This window comes from Streptomyces sp. NPDC040610 (assembly GCF_055594065.1).
In genome coordinates this window covers 1,243,627-1,263,004 of sequence record NZ_JBVIXA010000002.1, presented here as the reverse complement: position 1 = coordinate 1,263,004, position 19,378 = coordinate 1,243,627, and the positions used below count along the sequence as shown (strand labels likewise).

General features: G+C 70.2%; 18 protein-coding genes. 14 read left to right on the top strand and 4 right to left on the bottom strand.

Annotated elements, in window-relative coordinates:
• Nucleotides 1-33: 33 nt before the first annotated feature.
• Genes ACZ6AA_RS11905 through ACZ6AA_RS11870 form a run of 8 tightly spaced genes read left to right on the top strand, consistent with a single transcriptional unit; the run spans nt 34 to nt 10,322 of the window.
• A complete protein-coding gene (locus ACZ6AA_RS11905) occupies nt 34-4,464 on the top strand; it encodes a phage tail protein (protein WP_471457630.1) in 4,431 nt (1,476 codons plus the stop codon).
• An 8-nt stretch (nt 4,465-4,472) separates the two neighbouring features.
• Nucleotides 4,473-4,979, top strand: a complete 507-nt coding sequence (locus ACZ6AA_RS11900; RefSeq protein WP_471457628.1) for a hypothetical protein — start codon at nt 4,473-4,475, stop codon at nt 4,977-4,979.
• Between the two features lie 3 nt (nt 4,980-4,982).
• Nucleotides 4,983-7,853, top strand: coding sequence for a hypothetical protein (locus tag ACZ6AA_RS11895; RefSeq protein WP_471457626.1), 2,871 nt, complete (start codon nt 4,983-4,985; stop codon nt 7,851-7,853).
• 10 nt (nt 7,854-7,863) lie between these two features.
• Nucleotides 7,864-8,382 (top strand): hypothetical protein, encoded by a 519-nt coding sequence (locus tag ACZ6AA_RS11890; protein ID WP_471457624.1) that lies wholly within the window; start codon nt 7,864-7,866, stop codon nt 8,380-8,382.
• A gap of 10 nt (nt 8,383-8,392) precedes the next feature.
• Nucleotides 8,393-8,845 carry a hypothetical protein gene (locus ACZ6AA_RS11885; protein ID WP_471457622.1) on the top strand — a complete coding sequence of 151 codons (453 nt, stop codon included), beginning with the start codon at nt 8,393-8,395 and terminating at the stop codon, nt 8,843-8,845.
• Nucleotides 8,846-8,858: 13 nt separating this feature from the next.
• Nucleotides 8,859-9,770: an N-acetylmuramoyl-L-alanine amidase gene (locus tag ACZ6AA_RS11880; protein WP_471457620.1), complete on the top strand. Its 912-nt coding sequence runs from the start codon at nt 8,859-8,861 to the stop codon at nt 9,768-9,770.
• Between the two features lie 50 nt (nt 9,771-9,820).
• A complete protein-coding gene (locus ACZ6AA_RS11875; RefSeq protein ID WP_471457618.1) occupies nt 9,821-10,024 on the top strand; it encodes a hypothetical protein in 204 nt (67 codons plus the stop codon).
• Between the two features lie 31 nt (nt 10,025-10,055).
• A complete protein-coding gene (locus ACZ6AA_RS11870; RefSeq protein ID WP_471457616.1) occupies nt 10,056-10,322 on the top strand; it encodes a hypothetical protein in 267 nt (88 codons plus the stop codon).
• A gap of 728 nt (nt 10,323-11,050) precedes the next feature.
• Here the strand turns inward: ACZ6AA_RS11870 and ACZ6AA_RS11865 are convergent.
• Nucleotides 11,051-11,236, bottom strand: a complete 186-nt coding sequence (locus ACZ6AA_RS11865; protein ID WP_471457614.1) for a hypothetical protein — start codon at nt 11,234-11,236, stop codon at nt 11,051-11,053.
• A 163-nt stretch (nt 11,237-11,399) separates the two neighbouring features.
• Between ACZ6AA_RS11865 and ACZ6AA_RS11860 the strand changes: the two genes are divergently transcribed.
• The 4 genes from ACZ6AA_RS11860 (at nt 11,400) to ACZ6AA_RS11845 (ending at nt 13,995) form a co-directional block, all read left to right on the top strand.
• Nucleotides 11,400-12,137 carry a DUF6879 family protein gene (locus ACZ6AA_RS11860; RefSeq protein WP_471457613.1) on the top strand — a complete coding sequence of 246 codons (738 nt, stop codon included), beginning with the start codon at nt 11,400-11,402 and terminating at the stop codon, nt 12,135-12,137.
• Entirely contained in the window at nt 12,134-12,982 is an 849-nt protein-coding gene (locus ACZ6AA_RS11855) for a helix-turn-helix domain-containing protein (protein ID WP_471457611.1), read from the top strand. Before ACZ6AA_RS11860 ends, ACZ6AA_RS11855 begins: the two co-directional genes overlap by 4 nt.
• Before the next feature lie 87 nt (nt 12,983-13,069).
• A complete protein-coding gene (locus ACZ6AA_RS11850; protein ID WP_471457610.1) occupies nt 13,070-13,531 on the top strand; it encodes a hypothetical protein in 462 nt (153 codons plus the stop codon).
• Complete coding sequence (locus ACZ6AA_RS11845) at nt 13,528-13,995, top strand: hypothetical protein (protein ID WP_471457608.1); 468 nt, start codon at nt 13,528-13,530, stop codon at nt 13,993-13,995. The genes ACZ6AA_RS11850 and ACZ6AA_RS11845 overlap by 4 nt, the downstream gene beginning before the upstream one ends.
• 179 nt (nt 13,996-14,174) lie before the next feature.
• On the opposite strand, the gene ACZ6AA_RS11840 is transcribed toward ACZ6AA_RS11845, so the two are convergent.
• From ACZ6AA_RS11840 to ACZ6AA_RS11830, 3 genes are all read right to left on the bottom strand, one after another.
• Nucleotides 14,175-14,354 carry a helix-turn-helix domain-containing protein gene (locus tag ACZ6AA_RS11840; RefSeq protein WP_471457606.1) on the bottom strand — a complete coding sequence of 60 codons (180 nt, stop codon included), beginning with the start codon at nt 14,352-14,354 and terminating at the stop codon, nt 14,175-14,177.
• A 703-nt stretch (nt 14,355-15,057) separates the two neighbouring features.
• Nucleotides 15,058-15,930, bottom strand: a complete 873-nt coding sequence (locus tag ACZ6AA_RS11835; protein WP_471457605.1) for an undecaprenyl-diphosphate phosphatase — start codon at nt 15,928-15,930, stop codon at nt 15,058-15,060.
• A 235-nt stretch (nt 15,931-16,165) separates the two neighbouring features.
• On the bottom strand, nt 16,166-16,873 hold the full coding sequence (locus ACZ6AA_RS11830; RefSeq protein ID WP_468482202.1) for a TVP38/TMEM64 family protein: 708 nt from the start codon (nt 16,871-16,873) through the stop codon (nt 16,166-16,168).
• A 49-nt stretch (nt 16,874-16,922) separates the two neighbouring features.
• Here ACZ6AA_RS11830 and ACZ6AA_RS11825 point away from each other — a divergent pair, with 49 nt between their 5' ends.
• Together ACZ6AA_RS11825 and tuf are read left to right on the top strand one after the other, a co-directional pair.
• Nucleotides 16,923-17,627, top strand: a complete 705-nt coding sequence (locus tag ACZ6AA_RS11825; RefSeq protein ID WP_468459632.1) for a DNA alkylation repair protein — start codon at nt 16,923-16,925, stop codon at nt 17,625-17,627.
• A gap of 340 nt (nt 17,628-17,967) precedes the next feature.
• Nucleotides 17,968-19,143: an elongation factor Tu gene (gene tuf / locus ACZ6AA_RS11820; RefSeq protein ID WP_468459628.1), complete on the top strand. Its 1,176-nt coding sequence runs from the start codon at nt 17,968-17,970 to the stop codon at nt 19,141-19,143.
• Nucleotides 19,144-19,378 lie beyond the last annotated feature (235 nt).

Genomic DNA, 19,378 nt, shown 5'->3' with positions numbered 1-19,378 from the left:
GACGCGGCACCCCGCAGGAGGAGGTGGACGGCGGTGGGGAATGACATCGAGATCCGCGTACGGGTCGCCAACCAGACCGCGGGTGGTCTCGCCGCCGTCAACTCCTCGATCAACGGTCTCAAGCAGAACGCGACATCAGCAGCCCAGGCGCTGCGCACGCTCGACACCCGCTCCACGGCGACCGGGCACTCCCTGCGGCAGATGGAGAACCGGGCCCAGTCGGCCACGCTGGCGCTCCGCAGCCTGCGGGCGGCAGGTGATATCCGGATCACCGCCAGGCTTGACGACCAGGTCGGTAGCGGCGTGGCGTCGATCAAGGCGGGGCTTCGTGACCTGAAGCGGGAGAGCCCCGTCCGCCTGACCGCCACGTTCCACGGGCAGACCAGCCAGATCTCCGCCGCGGCTACCGCGATGCGGGACTTGCGCGGCGACGCCCGGGGCGCCGACACGGCGCTCGGCTCGCTGGCGGCCCGGGCGACGGCAACGGCTGCTGCCCTGAACTCGCTGGAACAGCAGGCCGAGGACGCCTCGCGGGCGCTGCGCACGCTGCGGGGCCGGGCCGCTGCAGCGGCAGCGGCGATGGGCGAGCTACGTACGCAGGTGGCGGGCGCGGCGAACTCTCTGCGGAGCTTCAACGTGCGGGCGCAGACCGCAGACGGGCGCCTCAGCAGCTTGTCGGACCGGACGCGTACCCTGCGCTCCGACAGCGACGACCTCGACGCCAGCATGCGGCGCCTGACCACCACTCTCGCCGGACTGCGGGGCAGCCTCGGGACGATCCGCACGTCCAGCGGCGGCGCGTCTGGCGGGATGCAGCGCCTCAAGCAGGCCGCGTTGTTGCTGTCCCCGGCGCTGATACCGATCGCTGCGGCGGCTGTCCCCATCGCGGGGAACCTGGCGGCGGCGGGCGTTGCGGTGGCGGCGTTCGGGCTGGCGATCGGCGGCCAAGTCGCGGCGATGATGAAGGCGTCGGAGGCCGAGAAGAAGTACAAGGACGCGGTCAAGGAGCACGGGAAGGCCTCGGAGCAGGCGACGAAGGCCGAGGCCGCGTATCTGCGGTCGGTGAAGGACATGGACCCGGCGACGCGGCGGGCTGCGGCGGCGCTGTCGGTGTTCAAGGACCAGTACAAGGCATGGTCGAACTCGCTGGCCGGGGACACGATGCCGGTCGTCACCAAGGGTTTCGCGACGTTCGGGGGGCTGTTGCCGCGGCTGTCGCCGCTGGTCCGGTCGACGAGCAGCGAGCTGGATCGGCTGATGACGGTCCTCGCGGGCGGCGTCAACTCGTCCGGGTTCGAGCGGCTGATGGACACGTTCGCGCAGTTCGCGGGCGGCGTGCTGAGCAGGGCCACGGACGGGCTCGTCCACTTCATGCGGGTGATGCAGGGCGGCGCGGGCAGCTCGCAGCTCGGCGAGTTCATGTCCTACGTACGCGAGGTCGGCCCACAGGTCGCCGAGACCCTCGGCAACCTCAGCCGGGCGCTGGTGCACGTGGTGGCCGCTGCGTCGGACGTCGGTGTCGGGATCCTCAGCGCGGTCAACGCGTTCGCGCAGCTCATCAACGCCATCCCCACCGACGTGCTGTCGACGCTGCTGCAGTTCGTAGTCGTCTTCAAGGCGGTATCGCTCGCCGCAGCGGGGCTGGGGGCGGCAGGCGGCGGCATCGCCGCGTTCGGCGCGTCACTGGCCGCGATGCGGGCCGCGTCGGTCGCGGCGGGCGGCGGCCTGTCCGGGCTCGCGGCCGCCTTCGGGGCACTGTCGAGGGCAGCGAAAATCGGGGTCGTCGCAGCGGGAATCGGGCTGCTGGTGGTGGCAGTCAGCAAGCTGGGGGACATCGGCCGGCAGGCTCCGCCGGACGTCGACAAGCTCACGGGCTCGCTGGGGCGACTGGGGCAGTCCGGGAAGTCTGGGGGCGAGGCGGCCCGCCTTTTCGGTAAGGACCTGGATGGGCTGTACGAGTCGCTCCGGTCGGCGAGCGACCCGGCCTTGGTGGACAACGTGCAGCAGGGCCTCGTCAAGGTTTTCTCGCTGGGGATGGCTGACTCCACGCCGGTCAAGGAGGCCAAGGAGCGCCTCGATGCGATCGATACCAGCCTGACGAACCTGGTTAGGGGTGGGAAGGCGGACATCGCTGCGGCGGCGTTCGAGCGGTTGAAGACGGCGTACGCGAAGAGCGGCAAGGCGTCGGATTTCGCGTCGCAGATGGATGACTACAAGTCGGCGCTGGCGGACGTGAAGTTTGAGCAGGAGCTCGCCGCTCAGTCGATGGGTCTGTTCGGCCAGCAGGCGCTGGCGGTGCAGCAGAAGCTGAACGCGCAGAAGCAGAGCGCGGATGGGTTGAGGCAGAGCATCGAGGCCTTGAACGATGTGAACCGTTCGGCGCTCGGCGGGATGATCGCTTTCGAGGCGAGCATCGACGCGGCGGCGAAGGCGGCAGGCGAGAACGCCGGGTCGCTGCGGATGATCAACGGGCAGTTGGACGTCAACTCGCCGAAGGCGCAAGCCGCTGCGACGGCGCTCACGGATCTCGCGAACAAGACCAAGGAAGCTGCGGCCTCCGCCCGCGAGTCCGGCGGAAGCTGGGAGCAGGTCAACGGGATCTACTCGCGCGGGCGGAAGGAGTTCCTCAAGCACGCGCAGGCGATGGGGTTGTCGGCGTCGGAGGCGAAGCAGCTCGCGGGTCAGATCATGAAGATCCCGAGCTCCAAGAAGACGAAGATCAAGATGGAGCGCGAGGACGCGATCGCGGGCCTGAACTCGGTGATCCGGAAGATCAAGGCGACGCCTGGGTCGAAGAGCGTCACGGTCAAGGCCTTGTCTGGCTCTGCGATCAAGGCGTTGGAGAGTGTCGGCTTCAAGGTCAGGCGGTTGCCGGACGGGCGCCTCTCCGTGACCGCGCGCACCGGCTCTGCCCTGTCCAACATCCGGGCCGTGCAAGGCGCCAGGGACCGCCTGTCGAGCAAGAGCATCACGATCACGACGCGGCGCCTCACGATCTCCGAGCACGTCCGCAAGGAGATCCGCACGACCGCCGACGCGGTGAAGCGGCAGGCGGACAGCTTCCGGGCCCGCGGCGGGCCGGTACGCGGCTACGCGGGCGGCGGCGAGATCCAGCACTTCCCCAGTGGAGGCCTCGTCGAGGGGCCTGGCACCCCCACATCAGACTCGATCTTCGCAACGTTCGGCTCCGGCGCGGCTGCCGCTGTGTCGAACAGCGAGTACGTCGTGCAGGCGAGGGCGGTTCAGAAGTACGGGATCAAGTTCCTCGACGCCCTGAACGATGGCAGGTTGACGGTGCCGGGCCTGCGGCGAGGCGGGCTGACGAAGGCTCAGCGTGCGGCGCGGGCTCGGCAGGCTAAGGAGCGGGCTCGTGAGGCGGCGCGGGTCCGGAACGAGGCTCGTGCGGAGCTGCGTGATCAGTTCGGCATCAGCCACTTCGGGCGGAAGGCGTCGTACAGGCTCACCCCGTTCGAGAAGGCCGTCGGCGCTCCTTCTGACCTCGGGTCGCTCGTCTCGGCGCTGAACGCCGCGCGCGGCAACGTGAAGAGGGCGACAACCGGGGGCACGGAGCGGCGTCTGCTGCGCGCGCTGGACTCTGCGGGCCGCGGCCTGATCCGACACGAGAAGGCGCTGAGCAAGGTCAACGGCGCGTTGGACAAGGCGAAGGACAAGCTCAACGACCTGAAGTCGTCCGCCTCGCAGCTCCGCGAGTCCGTGCGCTCCAACGTGTTGTCGTCGGCGAGCATCACCCGCGGGCAGAGCGACGGCAAGCCGATCACGGTGGGGTCCATCATGAGCGGCCTCGTCCAGAGCCGGGACAAGGCGACCGCATTCTCCGGCGCTCTGTCCAGCCTGAAGAAGAAGGGCCTCGACAAGGGGCTTCTCCGGCAGATCGCCGAGGCCGGTATCGAGGGCGGCGGGCTGGAGACCGCGGGCGCGCTGCTGCGCGGGTCGTCCTCTGAGATCAAGTCCATGAACGCGTTGCAGGCCCAGATCGCGAAGTCTGCGTTGGCGTCGGGGAAGACCGCGGCGGACGCGTTCTACGGGGCGGCGATCAAGGCTCAGGAGAAGCTGGTCAAGGGCCTCCAGAAGCAGCAGGACCGGCTGGAGAAGGCGATGATCCGGCTCGCGAAGAGCATCGAGCGGACGATCTCGCGCGGCATCCGTGGGCGGAAGGCGGCCGGCGGCATCGTCGGCGCCGCGGCGTCGGGCGGTATCCGCAGTGGGCTGACGTGGGTGGGCGAGCACGAGCCGGAGTTGCTGGATCTGCCGGTGGGTTCGCGTGTGCGGTCGGGTCCGGACTCGCGCCGTCTGGCCGCGGCCCCCGCCGCGTCGAACAGCCAGCCGCTCGTCATCCAGCTCAACATCGGCGGCCGCGACTTCGGCCAGCTGTGGATCGACACCGGCCGCCGTGCGGTGCGTACGCGCGGCGGCAATGTCCAGGCCGCCCTGATGGGGGCGTAGGGAGAGAGATGCACAGGTACACCTCGTGGAACGGTCCGGCACCGACCACTGCCGCGCAGCAGTCGGTGACGACCGGGACGGCCATCAAGACCATGCTTCAGGTGGCGACGCCGTCAACGCGCCAGATCCAGCTCATCAGCTGGTCTTTCACGCTCGACGACCCGCCGGGCGCCGACGCGGTAATCGAGCTGATCCAGACCGACGTAGCGGCCACGGTCACCGCGCACGTCGCTGCGGGCATCCAGCCCCTTGACCCCAATGCCCCTGCGTCGTTGTGTATCGGCGGCACGGCCCTGACCGGTTACACGGCGTCGGCCGAGGGGTCCATCACGGCGACGCGCACGTTCGATGCGGTGTCCCTCAGCTCGGTCTCCGGCGAGTCGCCGCTGTCCTACACCTACCAGTGGATGCCGGACGAGCGGCCGATCATCGCCGTCTCCCGGTTCCTGAGGGTCAGGGCCACGACGCCGACGACGGCGGTGGATCTGCGCTGCAAGGTCACCTGGGACGAGTGACCGATGCCGGGTGGTCTCGCAGCGCGGGTGATGGGCTGGCAGCGGCGTATGGGCGCCGTGGCTGGTCCGCTCGGCGCGTCCGGGGAGGCATCGACTGGCGAGCCGGTGACGGTCGAGCTGTGGATCAACGGCGAGTGGGTGGACATCACCGTCACGGGCCACGTCCTGGTGCGCGACGACTCCGGGCAGATCCGGATCACGCGCGGGATCCGGGATGAGGGCTCGCAGACGGAGCACGCCACGGCCGCATTGCAGCTCCGCAACACGGACGGCCGGTTCAGCCCGAGGAATCCGAGCGGGCCGTACTACGGGCTGATCGGCCGCAATCAGCCGGTCCGGGTCAGCGTGCCGGACGGGCTGGGCGGCAAGTCGTACCGAATCTGGGGCGAGGTCTCCGATTGGGCTCAGGGCTGGGACAACACCGGCACCGATGTGTGGACGGACGTCGAGGTGAGCGGCATCATCCGGCGGCTCGCGCAGGGCCCGGCGCCGGAGCGGTCGGTGATCTACCACGCGGTTACGGATCCGCTGCTGCCGCAGGTGGTGGCGTACTGGCCGTGCGAGGACCCGGTGGAGTCGACGCAGTTGGCTTCGGCGCTCGTCTCGGGGTCGCCGATGCGGTGGTCTGGCACGCCGACGCTGGCCTCGTACGACGGTTTCAAGGCGTCCGATCCACTGCCGGATCTGACCACGGCGTCGTTGTCCGGCGGCGTCGCCCGGTACGACGAGCCGACGGCCACACAGGTGCGGTTCCTGGCGTCGATCCCTGCTGACGGGCTGTCTAACGGCAAGGTGCTGTGCGCAATCGATCAGTTCGACTACAGCCCGGGCTCGGCCCAGTTCTGGGAGCTGTACTACGTCACGGACACCAAGAGCCTCGTCCTCACCCAGCACGACGCCGACGGCTCCGAGCTCGGCGCGGCGCTCCCGCACACGCTGGATATCCGCGGGCGCCAGCTCTACGTGTCGATCGAGTTCGCCGAGAACGGCACGAGCATCGACCGGGCGATTCGGCTCACGGACGTGAACAGCGGCACGGTGTACAGCGTCACCGACACCGCTACGTTGACGCAGCTCAGCCGTGTGACGCGGGTGCAGTTCGGTCCGGCCAGCCGCTCGGTGGTGGGGCTTGGGGGGACGCAGTATCTGCCGGGTGTCGCGGTCGGGCACGTGACGGTGGAGAACGCGATCACCGCAACGACGGCCCTCGGCGTGCGGATCAACCCGATCGGCGAGTCCGCGGGCCGCCGGGTCCAGCGGCTGTGCGGTGAGGAGGCCATTCCCTTCGACGGGGTCGGGGATCTGGACGACACCGTGGAGATGGGCGCGCAGGGCAAGAGCAACCCGCTGGCGTTGATGCGGGAGTGCGTTGAGGCTGACGGTGGGATGCTGTTCGAGTCGCGCGCGGTGCTGGGGCTCGGGTATCGGACGCGGGCGTCGCTGTACAACCAGGATGCCGCGCTCGTGCTCGACTACTCCGGCGCGCAGTTGGCGCAGGTGCCCGTGCCGGTGGAGGACGATCAGCGGACGCAGAACAGGGTCACGGTCACCGTCAACGGCGTGAGCGCCACGTACGAGGAGACCGAGGGCGCCCTGTCGACGGCACTGCCGCCTGCAGGGGTGGGCGTGTACGGCCCCGGCACAGACGTGACGTTGAACCTGGCCAGCACGGACGCGGCCGTGCTGCGGGACCAGGCGGCGTGGCGGGTGCACCTCGGCACGGTGGACGAAGCCCGGCATCCGACGATCGCGGTGAACCTCGCGCACGCCTCGTTCGTAGCGGACCCTGCACTGAAGCAGGCCGTGCTCGGCCTGCGGCAGGGCGACCGCGTCCAGATCCAGAACCCGCCGAGCTGGCTGCCGCCCGACACCATCGATCAGCTCGTCCTCGGAACCGAAGAGACGATCACCCACTTCGAGCACCGGCTGATCTTCACGTGCGCGCCCGCGTCGCCGTACACGGTGGGCTACCTCGACAGCCTCGACGCCCGCATCGATACCGACGGCTCGGAGCTGCTGTCTGCGGTGTCGTCGGGGGCGACGTCGCTCATGGTGGTGCCGTCGGCGGGCGAGTCGACGCTCTGGACGACGGATGCCGCCGAGGCGCCGTTCGACATCCGGATCAGCGGTGAGGTCATGCGTGTGACCGCGGTGGCCCCGTGGCTGACGGACACGTTCAACCGAACGGTGTCGAACGGCTGGGGCACGGCCGACAGCGGGCAGGCGTGGACGACAGGCGGAGGGACCGCGGCGGACTACGCCGTCGGCAGCAACGTGGGGTCGCACACGCTGGCCTCGGTGAACGCCTCGCGCCGCAGCTTCACCGAGGTGGTCTTCACAGACTTCGACTACTACGTGGACGTGGCCGCGAGCGCGCTGGCGACGGGTGGCTTCTTGTCCGGTGGGCCGATGGGCCGGTACCTCGACTCGGACAACCTCTACATGGCGCGCGTCGAGTTCACGACCTCGAACACGATCATCCTGACGATCCGGAAGCGTGTCGGTGGAACGGAGACGTCGCTCGGCAGCTACACCCTGCCGGACACGTACGTCGCGGGGGTCTATTACCGGGTGCGGTTCCAGGCGTGCGGTGCGGTGCTGATGGCCAAGGCGTGGGCTGCGACGGACCTGGTGGAGATGCCGGGCTGGCAGGTGTCGGTGACGGACGGGTCGATCACGACGGCTACGCATGTCGGGGTGCGGTCGATCTCGTCGTCCTCGAACACCAACGTGAACCCTCAGGTCAGGTACCAGAACGCGCGGATCGTGAACCCGCAGACGTTCACCGTGGCCCGGTCCGTCAACGGCGTCGTCAAGGCGCATTCAGCAGGCGCGGATGTGCGCCTGGCCACCCCGACGATCCTCGCCCTGTAAGGAGGCCGCTGTGCCTGAGGCGTACCCGATACCGCTCGCCGGTCAGCGGGCTACCGCGTCGCTGCTGAGGTCGATGCAGCCGCAGACCGTGCGGAAGACCGCGGACGAGTCGCGCGCGGCGACGACCACGTTCCTTGATGACACGCACCTCGTTTTCCCTGCTGAGGCGGCCGCGGTCTACACGATGGTGGGCTGGATCAAGTACTTCACGGACCCGACGCCGGACATCAAGCTCCAGTTCGCGGTGCCTGCCGGCTGCCTCGGTGAGTGGGCCTGGCTCATGCCCGGCTCGGGGTCCGGCGCGGCCGGGACGGCGGGCTACTCGATCCGCACGGAGACCAACGACGTCTCGAGCTTCCGCACCGGCTACGGCACCAGCGACAGCACCCACTTCACGCCCGTCTCCGGTCTGTTCCGCATGAGTACGACCGCCGGGAACATCGCGCTCCAGTGGGCTCAGAACACCTCCAACGCAGCCGCGACCGTGCTCTACACCGACAGCTGGCTGACGTTCCAGCGGATCGCCTGAGGAGGCTGCTGTGGCTACCCAGTGCAAGCTCTACACCAACTCGGCGCAGCTCATCGAGCCGGAGACGTGGACGACCGTGCGGTACGACACGGTGCTGCGGGACGACGCCCGTATGGCCCGGGGCGACGGCCAGCTCCGCGACCGGGCCTCGGCGCTGATCGTGCCGACGCACAGCGGCGACTTCATGTGGTTCCGGTTCGTGCACTGGGACTCGATCGTGCAGCCCGACGGCGATGCGCGGGTGCGGCAGTTCATGGAGCGGTTCGTCCGTGACCCGTATGGGGCCCGGGATTCGACGGGTTCGGCCGACGGCGGCGATACCGCGGGGCGTGAGTTCCACCTCGGCTCGTGGGCGTTCTACGGCCGCGCGGGGCAGCCGGTGGCGGTGGAGGTGTGGCACGACCACCACCAGCCGGTCGCGGTCACGCATGCCCAGTTCATCGGCATGACCTGGGACTACTGAAAGGGGTACGGCCATGGCCACACCACCGAGCGCGGCTGCGTTCGCCGAGCTGCTCCGCGACGAAGGCGTCACGGTCGTCGAGGTCGGCGACTGGGAGCACCACAACCGCAACGCGAAGGGCCCGTGGGGGCCGGTGCACGGCGTGATGATCCACCACACCGTGACGTTCGGGACTGATCGCACTGTGCAGATCTGCCGCACCGGCCACAGCACGCTGCCCGGACCGCTGTGCCACGGCGTCATAGCGAAGGACGGCCGTGTGCATCTCGTCGGCTATGGCCGAGCGAACCATGCCGGCCTCGGCGACGACGACGTGCTGCGCGCGGTCATCGACGAGCGCGCCCTGCCTGTGGACAACGAGACGACGGCCGACGGGAACCGGCACTTCTACGGCTTCGAGTGCGAGAACCTCGGCAACGGCACGGATCCGTGGCCTGCGGCGCAACTCCTCGCGATCGAGAAGGTCAGCGCCGCGATATGCCGCCATCACGGCTGGTCGGAGCGGTCGGTGGTCGGTCATCTGGAGTGGCAGCCCGGCAAGGTCGACCCCAGGGGCTTCGGCATGGGGTACATGCGGGACCGGGTCGCGAAGCGGCTGGGCAGCCCGGCGCCGGGTCCGTCGCTGCCGGCGCCGCAGCCGCCGGAGGTGTCGCTGTCGAAGCTGATCAAGGCGGCGAAGACCGACCCGACGAAGGCCGGCGCCCCCGTCTCATACCGGGGGGTGGCGATCGTGGAGGCGGCGCTCGTCGACGCCGGGCTGCTGGCCAAGGTCCGGTCGGACGGGCACTGGGGCACCGCCACGCTCACGGCGTACGTGAAGTGGCAGAGGTCCTGCGGCTACTCGGGGACGGACGCTGACGGCATCCCTGGCTCGAACTCCCTCAGGCGCCTCGGCGCCAAGTACGGGTTCCAGGTGGGCGCATGAAGGACGTCGATGCGCGCAGCCGCGCGCTCGAGCAGAGAGAGGACTGAACCATGAAGATCTCGAAGTACACCAAGGCCATCGTCGCCGCCCTTGCCGCGGGGGCCGGGACGGTCGGCGCCGCGCTCACGGACGACACCGTCACTGCGGCCGAAGGGTGGGCTGCGCTGATCGCGGTGCTTGGCGCGCTCGGCTTCACCTGGGCTGTGCCGAACACGCCGAGCACGCCGCCGTCTGGTCCGGTGTCGGGGAGCTGAGTCTGCGCCATGCGAGCGTCGGGGAGGTGGCATGGACGCCGCCATGGTCACGGCCGTCGCCGCGTTGATCGCGGGGCCGGTGGCTGCGGCGGCGGCCATGTACGGCCAGCGCGGCGCTAACCGGGCAGCCAGGGAGGGCGCTGCGGTGAACGGCTTCAACAGCCTGACGGACCAGCTCCAGGAAGAGCGGGCCGAGCTGCGCAGCGAGCTCGCGACCGTGCGCGCCGAGCTGGCTGCGGAGAAGCTTGAGGCGGCGCGCCTGCGCTTGCTGGTGCAGCAACTCGGGGGGACGCCGTGACGCGCGCGGAGAGCCTGCTGTATCGCAGGCGACACCTGCTGTGGATCACCGCCGTGCTCCTCATCCTCGGCGGCGGGGTGCTGATGTCGCTGCTGCTGATTCACCGCGAGACGAGCGCGCGGCAGGAGGCTATCTCGGAGGCCAACCTCCGTGGTGAGGCGGTGTCGACGCTGGCGGGGGATGTGCGGGCCCTGAGGGAGCAGGTGAAGGCGGAGGGGAAGACGCCGGTGGCGCCGGATCCGACGCGGGCGGTGGAGGATCTGCCGGATCGGGCGGAGGTGCCGGTGCCGATTCCGGGGCCGCGGGGTCCTGCGGGTGAGCCGGGCCGGTCGGGGGCGTCCGGGCGGCCGGGCCAGGATGGGTCTTCGGGGCGTGATGGTGCGGACGGGGCTGGTGGGGATCCCGGTCCGAGCGGCGCGCCTGGTGCGCCGGGGTCCTCTGGTGCCGACGGCGTGGCGGGCCCGCCCGGGCCGCAGGGTGAGCCGGGTCCGGCGGGTCCGGCTGGTGAGCAGGGGCCGCCTGGGGAGGATGGCGTGGATGGGCGGGATGGGCAGACGTGTCCGGAGGGGTATTCGTTGCAGCCGCCGCCGGGTGATCCGGATGCGTTGGTGTGCCGTCGGGACGGTGCTCCTGATCCTGGTGATGATCCAGCGCCGCAGGCGGCCGCGCTGGATCCTGCGCGCCGTCAGTACTGAACGGGGCCTCTGCCCGGTTCGTCGTGCTCTGGGTCAGGCCGCTGCGACGATTCCGGCGCGCATCGCGAGGACCCACTCGACCAGGAGCCGCTCGTAGAGGGCGCGTTGGGTGGGGGTGAGGCGTACGCGGGGGTCGTGGCGCTGCCAGAGCGAGCGGATGTCCTCGTTGATGGCCGCGGGAGGGCGTGCGGTGCCAGGGCGGCGGGGGTCGGGGGACATGCGACAAGCGTAGGGGCTCGCAGCGACAGCCGTCACGGACGTCTCATTCGCTTGCGCGCAATCAGCGGCCGAACGTCTGTCGGAGCAATCTCGCGCAATCAGGCGGCGAGTTCGCGGGGGCGACAGCATGCTGGTTCCTCAACCAGCGCAGACGGAGGGCCATATGACGCTCAGGTTCATCGGCACCACCAGCGAAGAGGGAGACTGCCCGACCCTCTACGAGATCCCGGAGACGGACGAGATCCTCGTCCAGGGCGACCGCGAGAACGACCCCGAGCACCTCGTCCAGCTTCGCGACGTGAAGGACAACGAGACGTTCGTCCGCGTGCCTCGCGCCCTGCTCACGCGCTACGCCCCACGGGCCGACGTCCCGAAGCTCGTACCGTTCGCTGAGATCTCGCACCTCTTCCGCGAGTTCCGCCACACCGCATGGCGACTGGAGACCCGCCGCGGATACGCCTCCGACCGTCGGAGCCCGAAGTGGGAGCGCTGGCTCGCGGGCGAGGACATCACCAACGAGCCCAGCGGCTGGCACGACAACGTCCGCGCGCAGACCGAGCAAGGCAAGAGGTTCGAGCGCGTCCGCCTCGTGGACGAACCGGCGACGCAGGGGCAGGAGTTCCTCCTCGCCACCGGCCTCGGCAACGTGTCTGCGGGCGAGGACATCCGGAACCTGCCCCGGGCACGGGCTGAGCAACTCCGTCTGCCGGAGTTCGACTTCTGGCTCTTCGACTCGACGGTCCTCGCGCGGTTCGCTTTCGACGAGGAGGACACCACTCTCGGCGTGTACGTCACTGAGGATCCGGCCGAGGTGCTCGCCGCGTGCCAGGTCCGGGACGCTGCCTGGCACCACGCGGTCCGTACCGCCGAGTTCATCGAGCGGGTACGTTCCCCGATGTGACCACGGATTTCCAGACAGCCAGGGAGGCCCTCGGTGCGCGGCTCCGCGAGCTGCGCACCGAGGCCGGTCTGGAAGGCAAGGACCTCGCACAGAAGCTCGGCTGGCAGGCGTCGAAGGTGTCTCGTCTGCAAAACGGCAAGCAGACCCCCACCCGCGAGGACCTCACTGGGTGGGCCCGCGCCATCGGCCGGGCGGACGCCGAGGCCGAGTTGCATGGCCTGCTCGCCGGGCTGGACATGAAGCAGCGGCACCGGTCCTGGCGACGCCAGCTTGCGGGCGGGCACCGCGGTCGGCAGGAGATCGCCGTACGGCAGACCGAGGCCACCCAGATGATCCGGGGCCTTGAGGTGTCGCGTGTTCCCGGGATGTTCCAGACGCCGGAGTACGCCCGTGTCATCTTCGACAGCAACGCGGAGTTCCGCGGTATCGCCCCGACGACCGAGGCCGCAGTCGCTGCTCGGATGCGGCGGCAGGAGGCGCTGTACGACCCGGAGAAGATGTTCCGGTTCCTCGTGTGCGAGGCCGCGCTGTACCACCGTTCGTGTCCGGAGGGCGTGATGGCTGAGCAGCTGGATCGGTTGTACAACCTCGTCGGGCAGCCCCGTGTCGAGCTGGGCATCCTGCCGTTCGGCACGCAGTTGCGCCGTACTGCCCCGCATGCGTTCTGGATCTACGACGAGCGGCTCGTCATCGTCGAGACGATCAGCGAAGAGTTGTGGCTCACCGGCGAGGAGGACATCCGCCTGTACGAGCGGGCGTGGGAGTGGCTCTCCGAGTCGGCGGAGTACGGATCTATCGCGAGACGTCTGATTGGTCGCGCGAGGGCGGCGCTGGACTACTCGTGAGCAAGCAGGCGCAACTGCCTGCCTGAGATTCGCAATCGGGCGCAATCGATCATCAAAGGTTCCCGCCGTCTCTCTACGGTGCTGGTCATGGACGCACCGACGCGCTCGACGCACTGCGCCGCGGCCGACGACTGGCTCGCCGCCTGTTCACCCCGGCCCGACCTCGTACGCGATGTCTGGCACCTGGGGGGCCTGGCCCCGATCGCCAGCGGACCGCACTGGCTCGCCGCTGAGACCGTGCTCGACATCGCGCTCACGGCGCACGAGCGGATCCCTCCCCGGCACCGCGGGCCGCTCCTGGTGGACAACCGCGTTCGGTCCGCCTGGTGGCTGGTGCCGGCCGATGCTGCGGAGGAGTTGGCCGACGTCCGCTCCCTGACCGTCCACCCGCCGGGATGGATTCTCCAGGTGCCGTCGCCGACGTACCCGATATGCGGCCGGTTCTGGCTCGAACTCCCGGACGGCAGTGGTCACCTGACGGAGGCCGCACGGCTCGGCGCTGCGCTCGGCCCTGGCGGGCCGAGACTTCCCGCGGAGGCGTTCGGATGACCCTGACCAAGGAGGCGCGGCTGGTCACCATGTGGCTCGCGCGTACGCACCCGATACCGGAGCAGGCCCACGCGGAGTGGGTCCGGCACGGGGTGGCTCTGCTCCCGCTCGGGCGTCGCTTCGATGCGATCCGGGTACCGGCCGCGCGGATCCACGCTGCGGTCAGCAGCTCCGAGGCCGAGACGGTGGCCGCGGCGCTGGCCGCCTGGCTGGACGGGCCCGTGTTCCGCGACACCCGGTACAGCGGGGGCCCGTACTACGTTCTCGTGCCCGCCGGCGCCCCGTGGGACGGCAAGGAGGAGCACCTCGGCGCGGGCACCTACCTCGGCGTGCCCCGGATCGGCGACCTCGCGATGCTCGCGGTGTGGGTGGTTCAGCCGAAGTTCGCGGGCGACGTGGTGCATCCAGCACACCTTGCCGCGCTGCTGGCGGCGGCTGATCCTCTGGAGGCGATCGAGTCGTGACCTCCACCGACCAGGCCGTCACGCGGGCGGAAGAGGCGTACTGGATCCATCTCCGCCATCTTGAGGTCTGCCGACCGTGTCAGAGCGAGAGCGACCGTTGCGAGGAGGGTGATCGTCTGCGGCGTGCTGTGCGTGCGGCGCGGTTGGCTGCTGGTCGGCGGGGGTCGCGGCGCTGAGGGTCAGCGGACGAGGTCGGCGAGCGGCACGTCGAGGGCGTCGGCGAGGAGGAGCAGGTCGGTGAGGCTGGGGACGCGGATCGCGTTCTCCCACCGGCTGATGGTCTTGTGGTCGCGGCCGACACGCTCGCCGAGCTGGAGTTGGGAGAGGCCAGCGTGTTGGCGGGCGGCTCGTATCTGCATCCCGATGTCCTGGCGACGGGTGAGTACCCAGGGGGGCATGGGGTCGAGCGGCATCCGTCAAAGTTCTGACGATCATGGCTCGATGTCTTTACCTGTCCAGGTAAATCGTGTGATCTTGGATGGGGTAGTGATGGCCGGCGCGACGCCAGTGACCTTTCGTCATGGCCGCACCGGGTGTCACTGATTCAGGCCCCGTGCGAATAGAGCACCGTCGTGTGCCGCCAGCACACGCTCCCGACAAGAGGCGTCCCGCAGTGAAATGACGGCAGAACGTTTCTCCTTGGCTCGGCGTGAGCCCAGACCCTGCCCGCGCCATCAGCGCCGCCCGCCTGTCGCGCACCCCCTTGTCGGCAGGCGGGCGGTATTCGACCGGCGACTGTCACCCTCCGGCGGGCTCGGTTCAGGTGGTGCACGAATCTGCACAAACGGATGGCGTAATTGCCCGTGTCATGTGCCTAACTGGATCGTTGGATAGTACGGCCAGGGCGGGGGCGGCAATCCACCCCCCAGGTGGAGCCTCCGTCCTGGTCCTCGGTGCAACGCGAAGACGGCCCCCACCGACAGGGTGGGGGCCGTCTTCGCGTGTCCGACGGGGGTGGGAGAGGACTGGGAGTTGATCAAGGAGAATGGACTCGAATGGGCCCCAGTATTCTCTAATAACCTCTAGATTCAACTAGAGAGAATTGCGCGTCCCGCCATCAGATCACCCTCCCGATTCACCCGCGTGCGGGCTGAGCGCACCCGCTCCCACCAGCGCAAACAGGATGATGCCGAGCAGGATGCGGTAGTAGACGAACGGCATGAAGCTCTTGGTGGTGATGAACTTCATGAACCACGCGATCACCGCGTAGCCGACCACGAAGGCGATGATCGTGGCGAAGATCGTCGGGCCCCAGGAGACATGGCCCTCGCCCGCGTCCTTGAGTTCGTACGCGCCCGAGGCGAGGACGGCGGGGATGGCGAGGAGGAAGGAGTAGCGGGCCGCGCTCTCGCGGGTGTAGCCCATGAGGAGGCCGCCGCTGATCGTGGCGCCGGAGCGGGAGACGCCGGGGATGAGGGCCATGGCCTGGCAGACGCCGAAGATCAGGCCGTCCCTGACGCCCAGTTCCTTGAGGCCCTTGCGCTCGCGCACGGCACGGTGCTTGCCGCCGGTCTCGTCGCGGGCCGCGAGGCGGTCGGCGACGCCGAGGACGATGCCCATGACGATCAGCGTCGTGGCGATGAGGCGCAGATCGCGGAACGGCCCCTCGATCTGGTCCTTGAGCGTGATGCCGAGGACACCGATGGGGATCGAGCCGACGATCACCAGCCAGCCCATCTGCGCGTCGTGGTCCGAGCGCGGCACCTTGCCGGTCAGCGAGCCGAACCAGGCGCTGATGATCCGTCCGATGTCCTTGCGGAAGTAGATCAGGACCGCGGTCTCCGTGCCGATCTGGGTGATCGCGGTGAAGGCGGCACCCGGGTCGTGCCAGCCCGCGAACGCCGCGGTCAGTCGCAGATGAGCGCTGGATGAGATCGGAAGGAACTCGGTCAGTCCCTGGACGAGTCCGAGGATGAACGATTCGAGCCAAGACATGAAAACTGCGCCGTCCAGTAACTGATCGGGTGCTGACCCGTGCGGTGGCGGTCAGAAGCGTGGGCGGGGGACCAGGGGCGGCGAGGCGTGACGCGGGCGTGCGCGGGGTCGCGCGAGGGGCCTGGAGGGCGATCACGTGCCTCGACGGGGGCAGCGTAGCGGCACAAGATGAAGCACTCGTGCGAGGGCCGTCGCTCGGGGCGTCCCGGTGGTGGCCGACGGGCCCCGCGGCGTCTCAGTGCCCGCCCCGCAGCCGATGCCGCTTGCACCACGCCACCACCGCGCCCCCGAGACCCGTCACCGCGATGAACCCCATCGCGATCAGGAACGCGGGCGACGTCGGCGTCGACGCGCGGGCGCCCGCTATGACGTACGCCGCCGTGTTCGGGATCGAGCCCAGGGCGGTGGCGAGCAGGAACGGCAGCCAGCTCATGCGGGACACGGCGGCGCAGTAGTTGGCGGCGGCGAACGGCACGCCGGGGAAGAGCCGCACCGCGAGCATCGAGCGGAACCCGTGCTTGCTCAGCTGGCCGTCGGCCGCCTTCAGCCAGCGGCCCCGGAGCAGCGGCCGCAGCGCGTCCTGCCCGAGCACCCGGCCGAGCCCGAAGGACACCCCGGCCCCGAGGACCGTGCCCACGATCGCCGCGGGAATCCCGGCCTGCGAGCCGAACAGCGCGCCCGCCGCCAGATTGAGCAGCGGCCGGGGCACGAACGCGACCGTACACATGCCGTACGCCACCGCGAACGCGCACACCGCGGCGGCGCCGTTCAGCTGCGGCGGCCAGCCCTCCGACAGCAGCCGCTGCGGCTCGAAGAGCAGCACGCCCGTGCCGGCCGCGGCCAGCATCAGCACGAGCAGGGACAGCCGCGACCACGGTGACAGGAGCACCCGGGTGCAGCGCACGGCGAGGCCCGGCGTCGGGGCGGCGGCGGTGTCGAGCATCCGGAGAGACTAACCGGCTCATGTGTCTGATCGCCGTATGGTGCGTCTCATGAGCGTCACAGTGCCGCCGAGTCCCCTGGCCGACACCGTCCTGGAACGCCTCGCCGCGCACTACGCGGAGGCAGCCGATCCGGTCCGGGCCGCGGACATGCGGGCGTACATGAGGGACATCGCGCCCTTCCTCGGCATCGGTTCGCCCGTGCGGCGCGCACTGCACCGGGACGTCCTCGCCGGGACGCCGCGCCCCGACGAGGCGGACTGCGCCGCGATCGCCCTGCGCTGCTGGGAGCTGCCGGAGCGCGAGTACCAGTACTTCGCCGTCGACTATCTGCGGCGGCACGTGCGGCGGTGCTCGTCCGGCTTCCTGCCCGTCGCCCGCCAGCTGGTGACGACCCGCCCGTGGTGGGACACCGTCGACGCGCTCGCCGCGCACGTCGTGGGCGGCCTCGTCGCCGCCGACCCCGCGCTGAAGGCCGACATGGACGCCTGGATCGAGGACGAGGACCTGTGGGCGGCCAGGACCGCGCTGCTGCACCAGCTGCGCTACAAGGACGCCACGGACACCGACCGCCTCTTCGCGTACTGCGAACGGCAGGCACAGCACCCCGACTTCTTCATCCGCAAGGCCATCGGCTGGTGCCTGCGGGAGTACGCGAAGACGGACCCCGACGCCGTACGGGACTTCGTCGCGCGCCGTCGCGCTGTCCTCGCGCCCCTGTCCGTGCGTGAGGCGCTGAAGAACATCGGGGACTGACGCGGCACAACTGCCCTGTGTGGCCGGTGTGTCACGGAAAATGATTCGACGCGGACCGGGGCGTCGGCGATGATCGTCGACATGTTCCGGCACGCCTCCTTCCCGCTCACGTCCGCAGTCGCGGACGCGGTCGAGGCTGCCGTCCCTCCGCTCGCCCCCGCGGTCGCCGCACCGCCGGCCGCACTCGCCGCGCTTCCTTCCGACGGCGCCCGAAGCTGACCCTCCCCGGACATTCCGGCGGACCCCGCAGGGGGAGGGTCGGCCAGGCCCCCGGGGGTCCCCGTCCGCAGGCCGTCCGCGCCGCGGGCCACACCTTTCGAGTTCCGGAGAAGGAACCACCATGTCCAAGACGGCTTACGTCCGCACCAAGCCCCACCTCAACATCGGCACGATGGGCCACGTCGACCACGGCAAGACCACCCTGACCGCCGCCATCACCAAGGTCCTCAGCGAGCGCGGCACCGGCACGTTCGTGCCCTTCGACCGCATCGACCGGGCGCCGGAGGAGGCGCAGCGCGGCATCACCATCAACATCGCGCACGTCGAGTACGAGACCGACACCCGGCACTACGCCCACGTCGACATGCCCGGCCACGCCGACTACGTGAAGAACATGGTCACGGGCGCCGCGCAGCTCGACGGCGCGATCCTCGTCGTGTCCGCGCTCGACGGCGTCATGCCGCAGACCGCCGAGCACGTGCTGCTCGCCCGGCAGGTCGGCGTCGACCACATTGTGGTGGCCCTGAACAAGGCGGACGCGGGCGACCCGGAGCTGACCGACCTCGTCGAGCTGGAGGTCCGCGAGCTGCTGTCCGCGCACGGGTACGGCGGGGACGCCGTGCCCGTGGTCCGGGTCTCCGGGCTCAAGGCCCTGGCGGGGGACCCGCGGTGGACGGCGTCGATCGAGGCGCTGCTCGACGCGGTGGACACCTACGTCCCGATGCCGGAGCGGTACGTCGACGCGCCCTTCCTGCTCCCGGTCGAGAACGTCCTCACGATCACCGGCAGGGGCACCGTCGTCACCGGCGCCGTCGAGCGCGGCACCGTCCGCGTCGGCGACCGGGTGCAGGTGCTCGGCGCCGACGGCGACACGGAGACGGTCGTCACCGGCCTGGAGACCTTCGGCAAGCCGATGGACTCCGCGCAGGCCGGGGACAACGTCGCTCTGCTCCTGCGCGGCATGCCACGCGACGGCGTCCGCCGCGGCCACGTGGTCGCGGCCCCCGGCAGCCTCAGTCCGCGCCGCCGCTTCACCGCGCAGGTGTACGTCCTGTCCACCCGCGAGGGCGGCCGCAGCACCCCGGTGTCCACGGGCTACCGCCCGCAGTTCTACATCCGCACCGCGGACGTCGTCGGCGACATCGACCTCGGCGAGGCGGCCGTCGCCCGGCCCGGCGACACGGTCACCATGACCGTCGAGCTGGGCCGCGAGATCCCCCTGGAGCCGGGGCTCGGCTTCGCCATCCGCGAGGGCGGGCGGACCGTGGGGGCGGGCACGGTCACGGAGGTCGGCTGACGCCGTGCCGTCCGACCCGTCCGGGACGACGCCCCGCCGCTGTTCGGCGGCGGGGCGTCGCGGCGGGGTGGGCCCGCTTCCGGTCAGGGGGCGGGCCCACCCCCTGCCGGAGGCATGGAAGGAGGGCCGGACACGGGCACAATGGAGCGGTGAACGAGCCCGCCGAGCGATCCGACCCCGAGGCGATAACCGCAACGCCCGCCGGAGCGACACCGGCAACGCCCGCTGAGGCGCC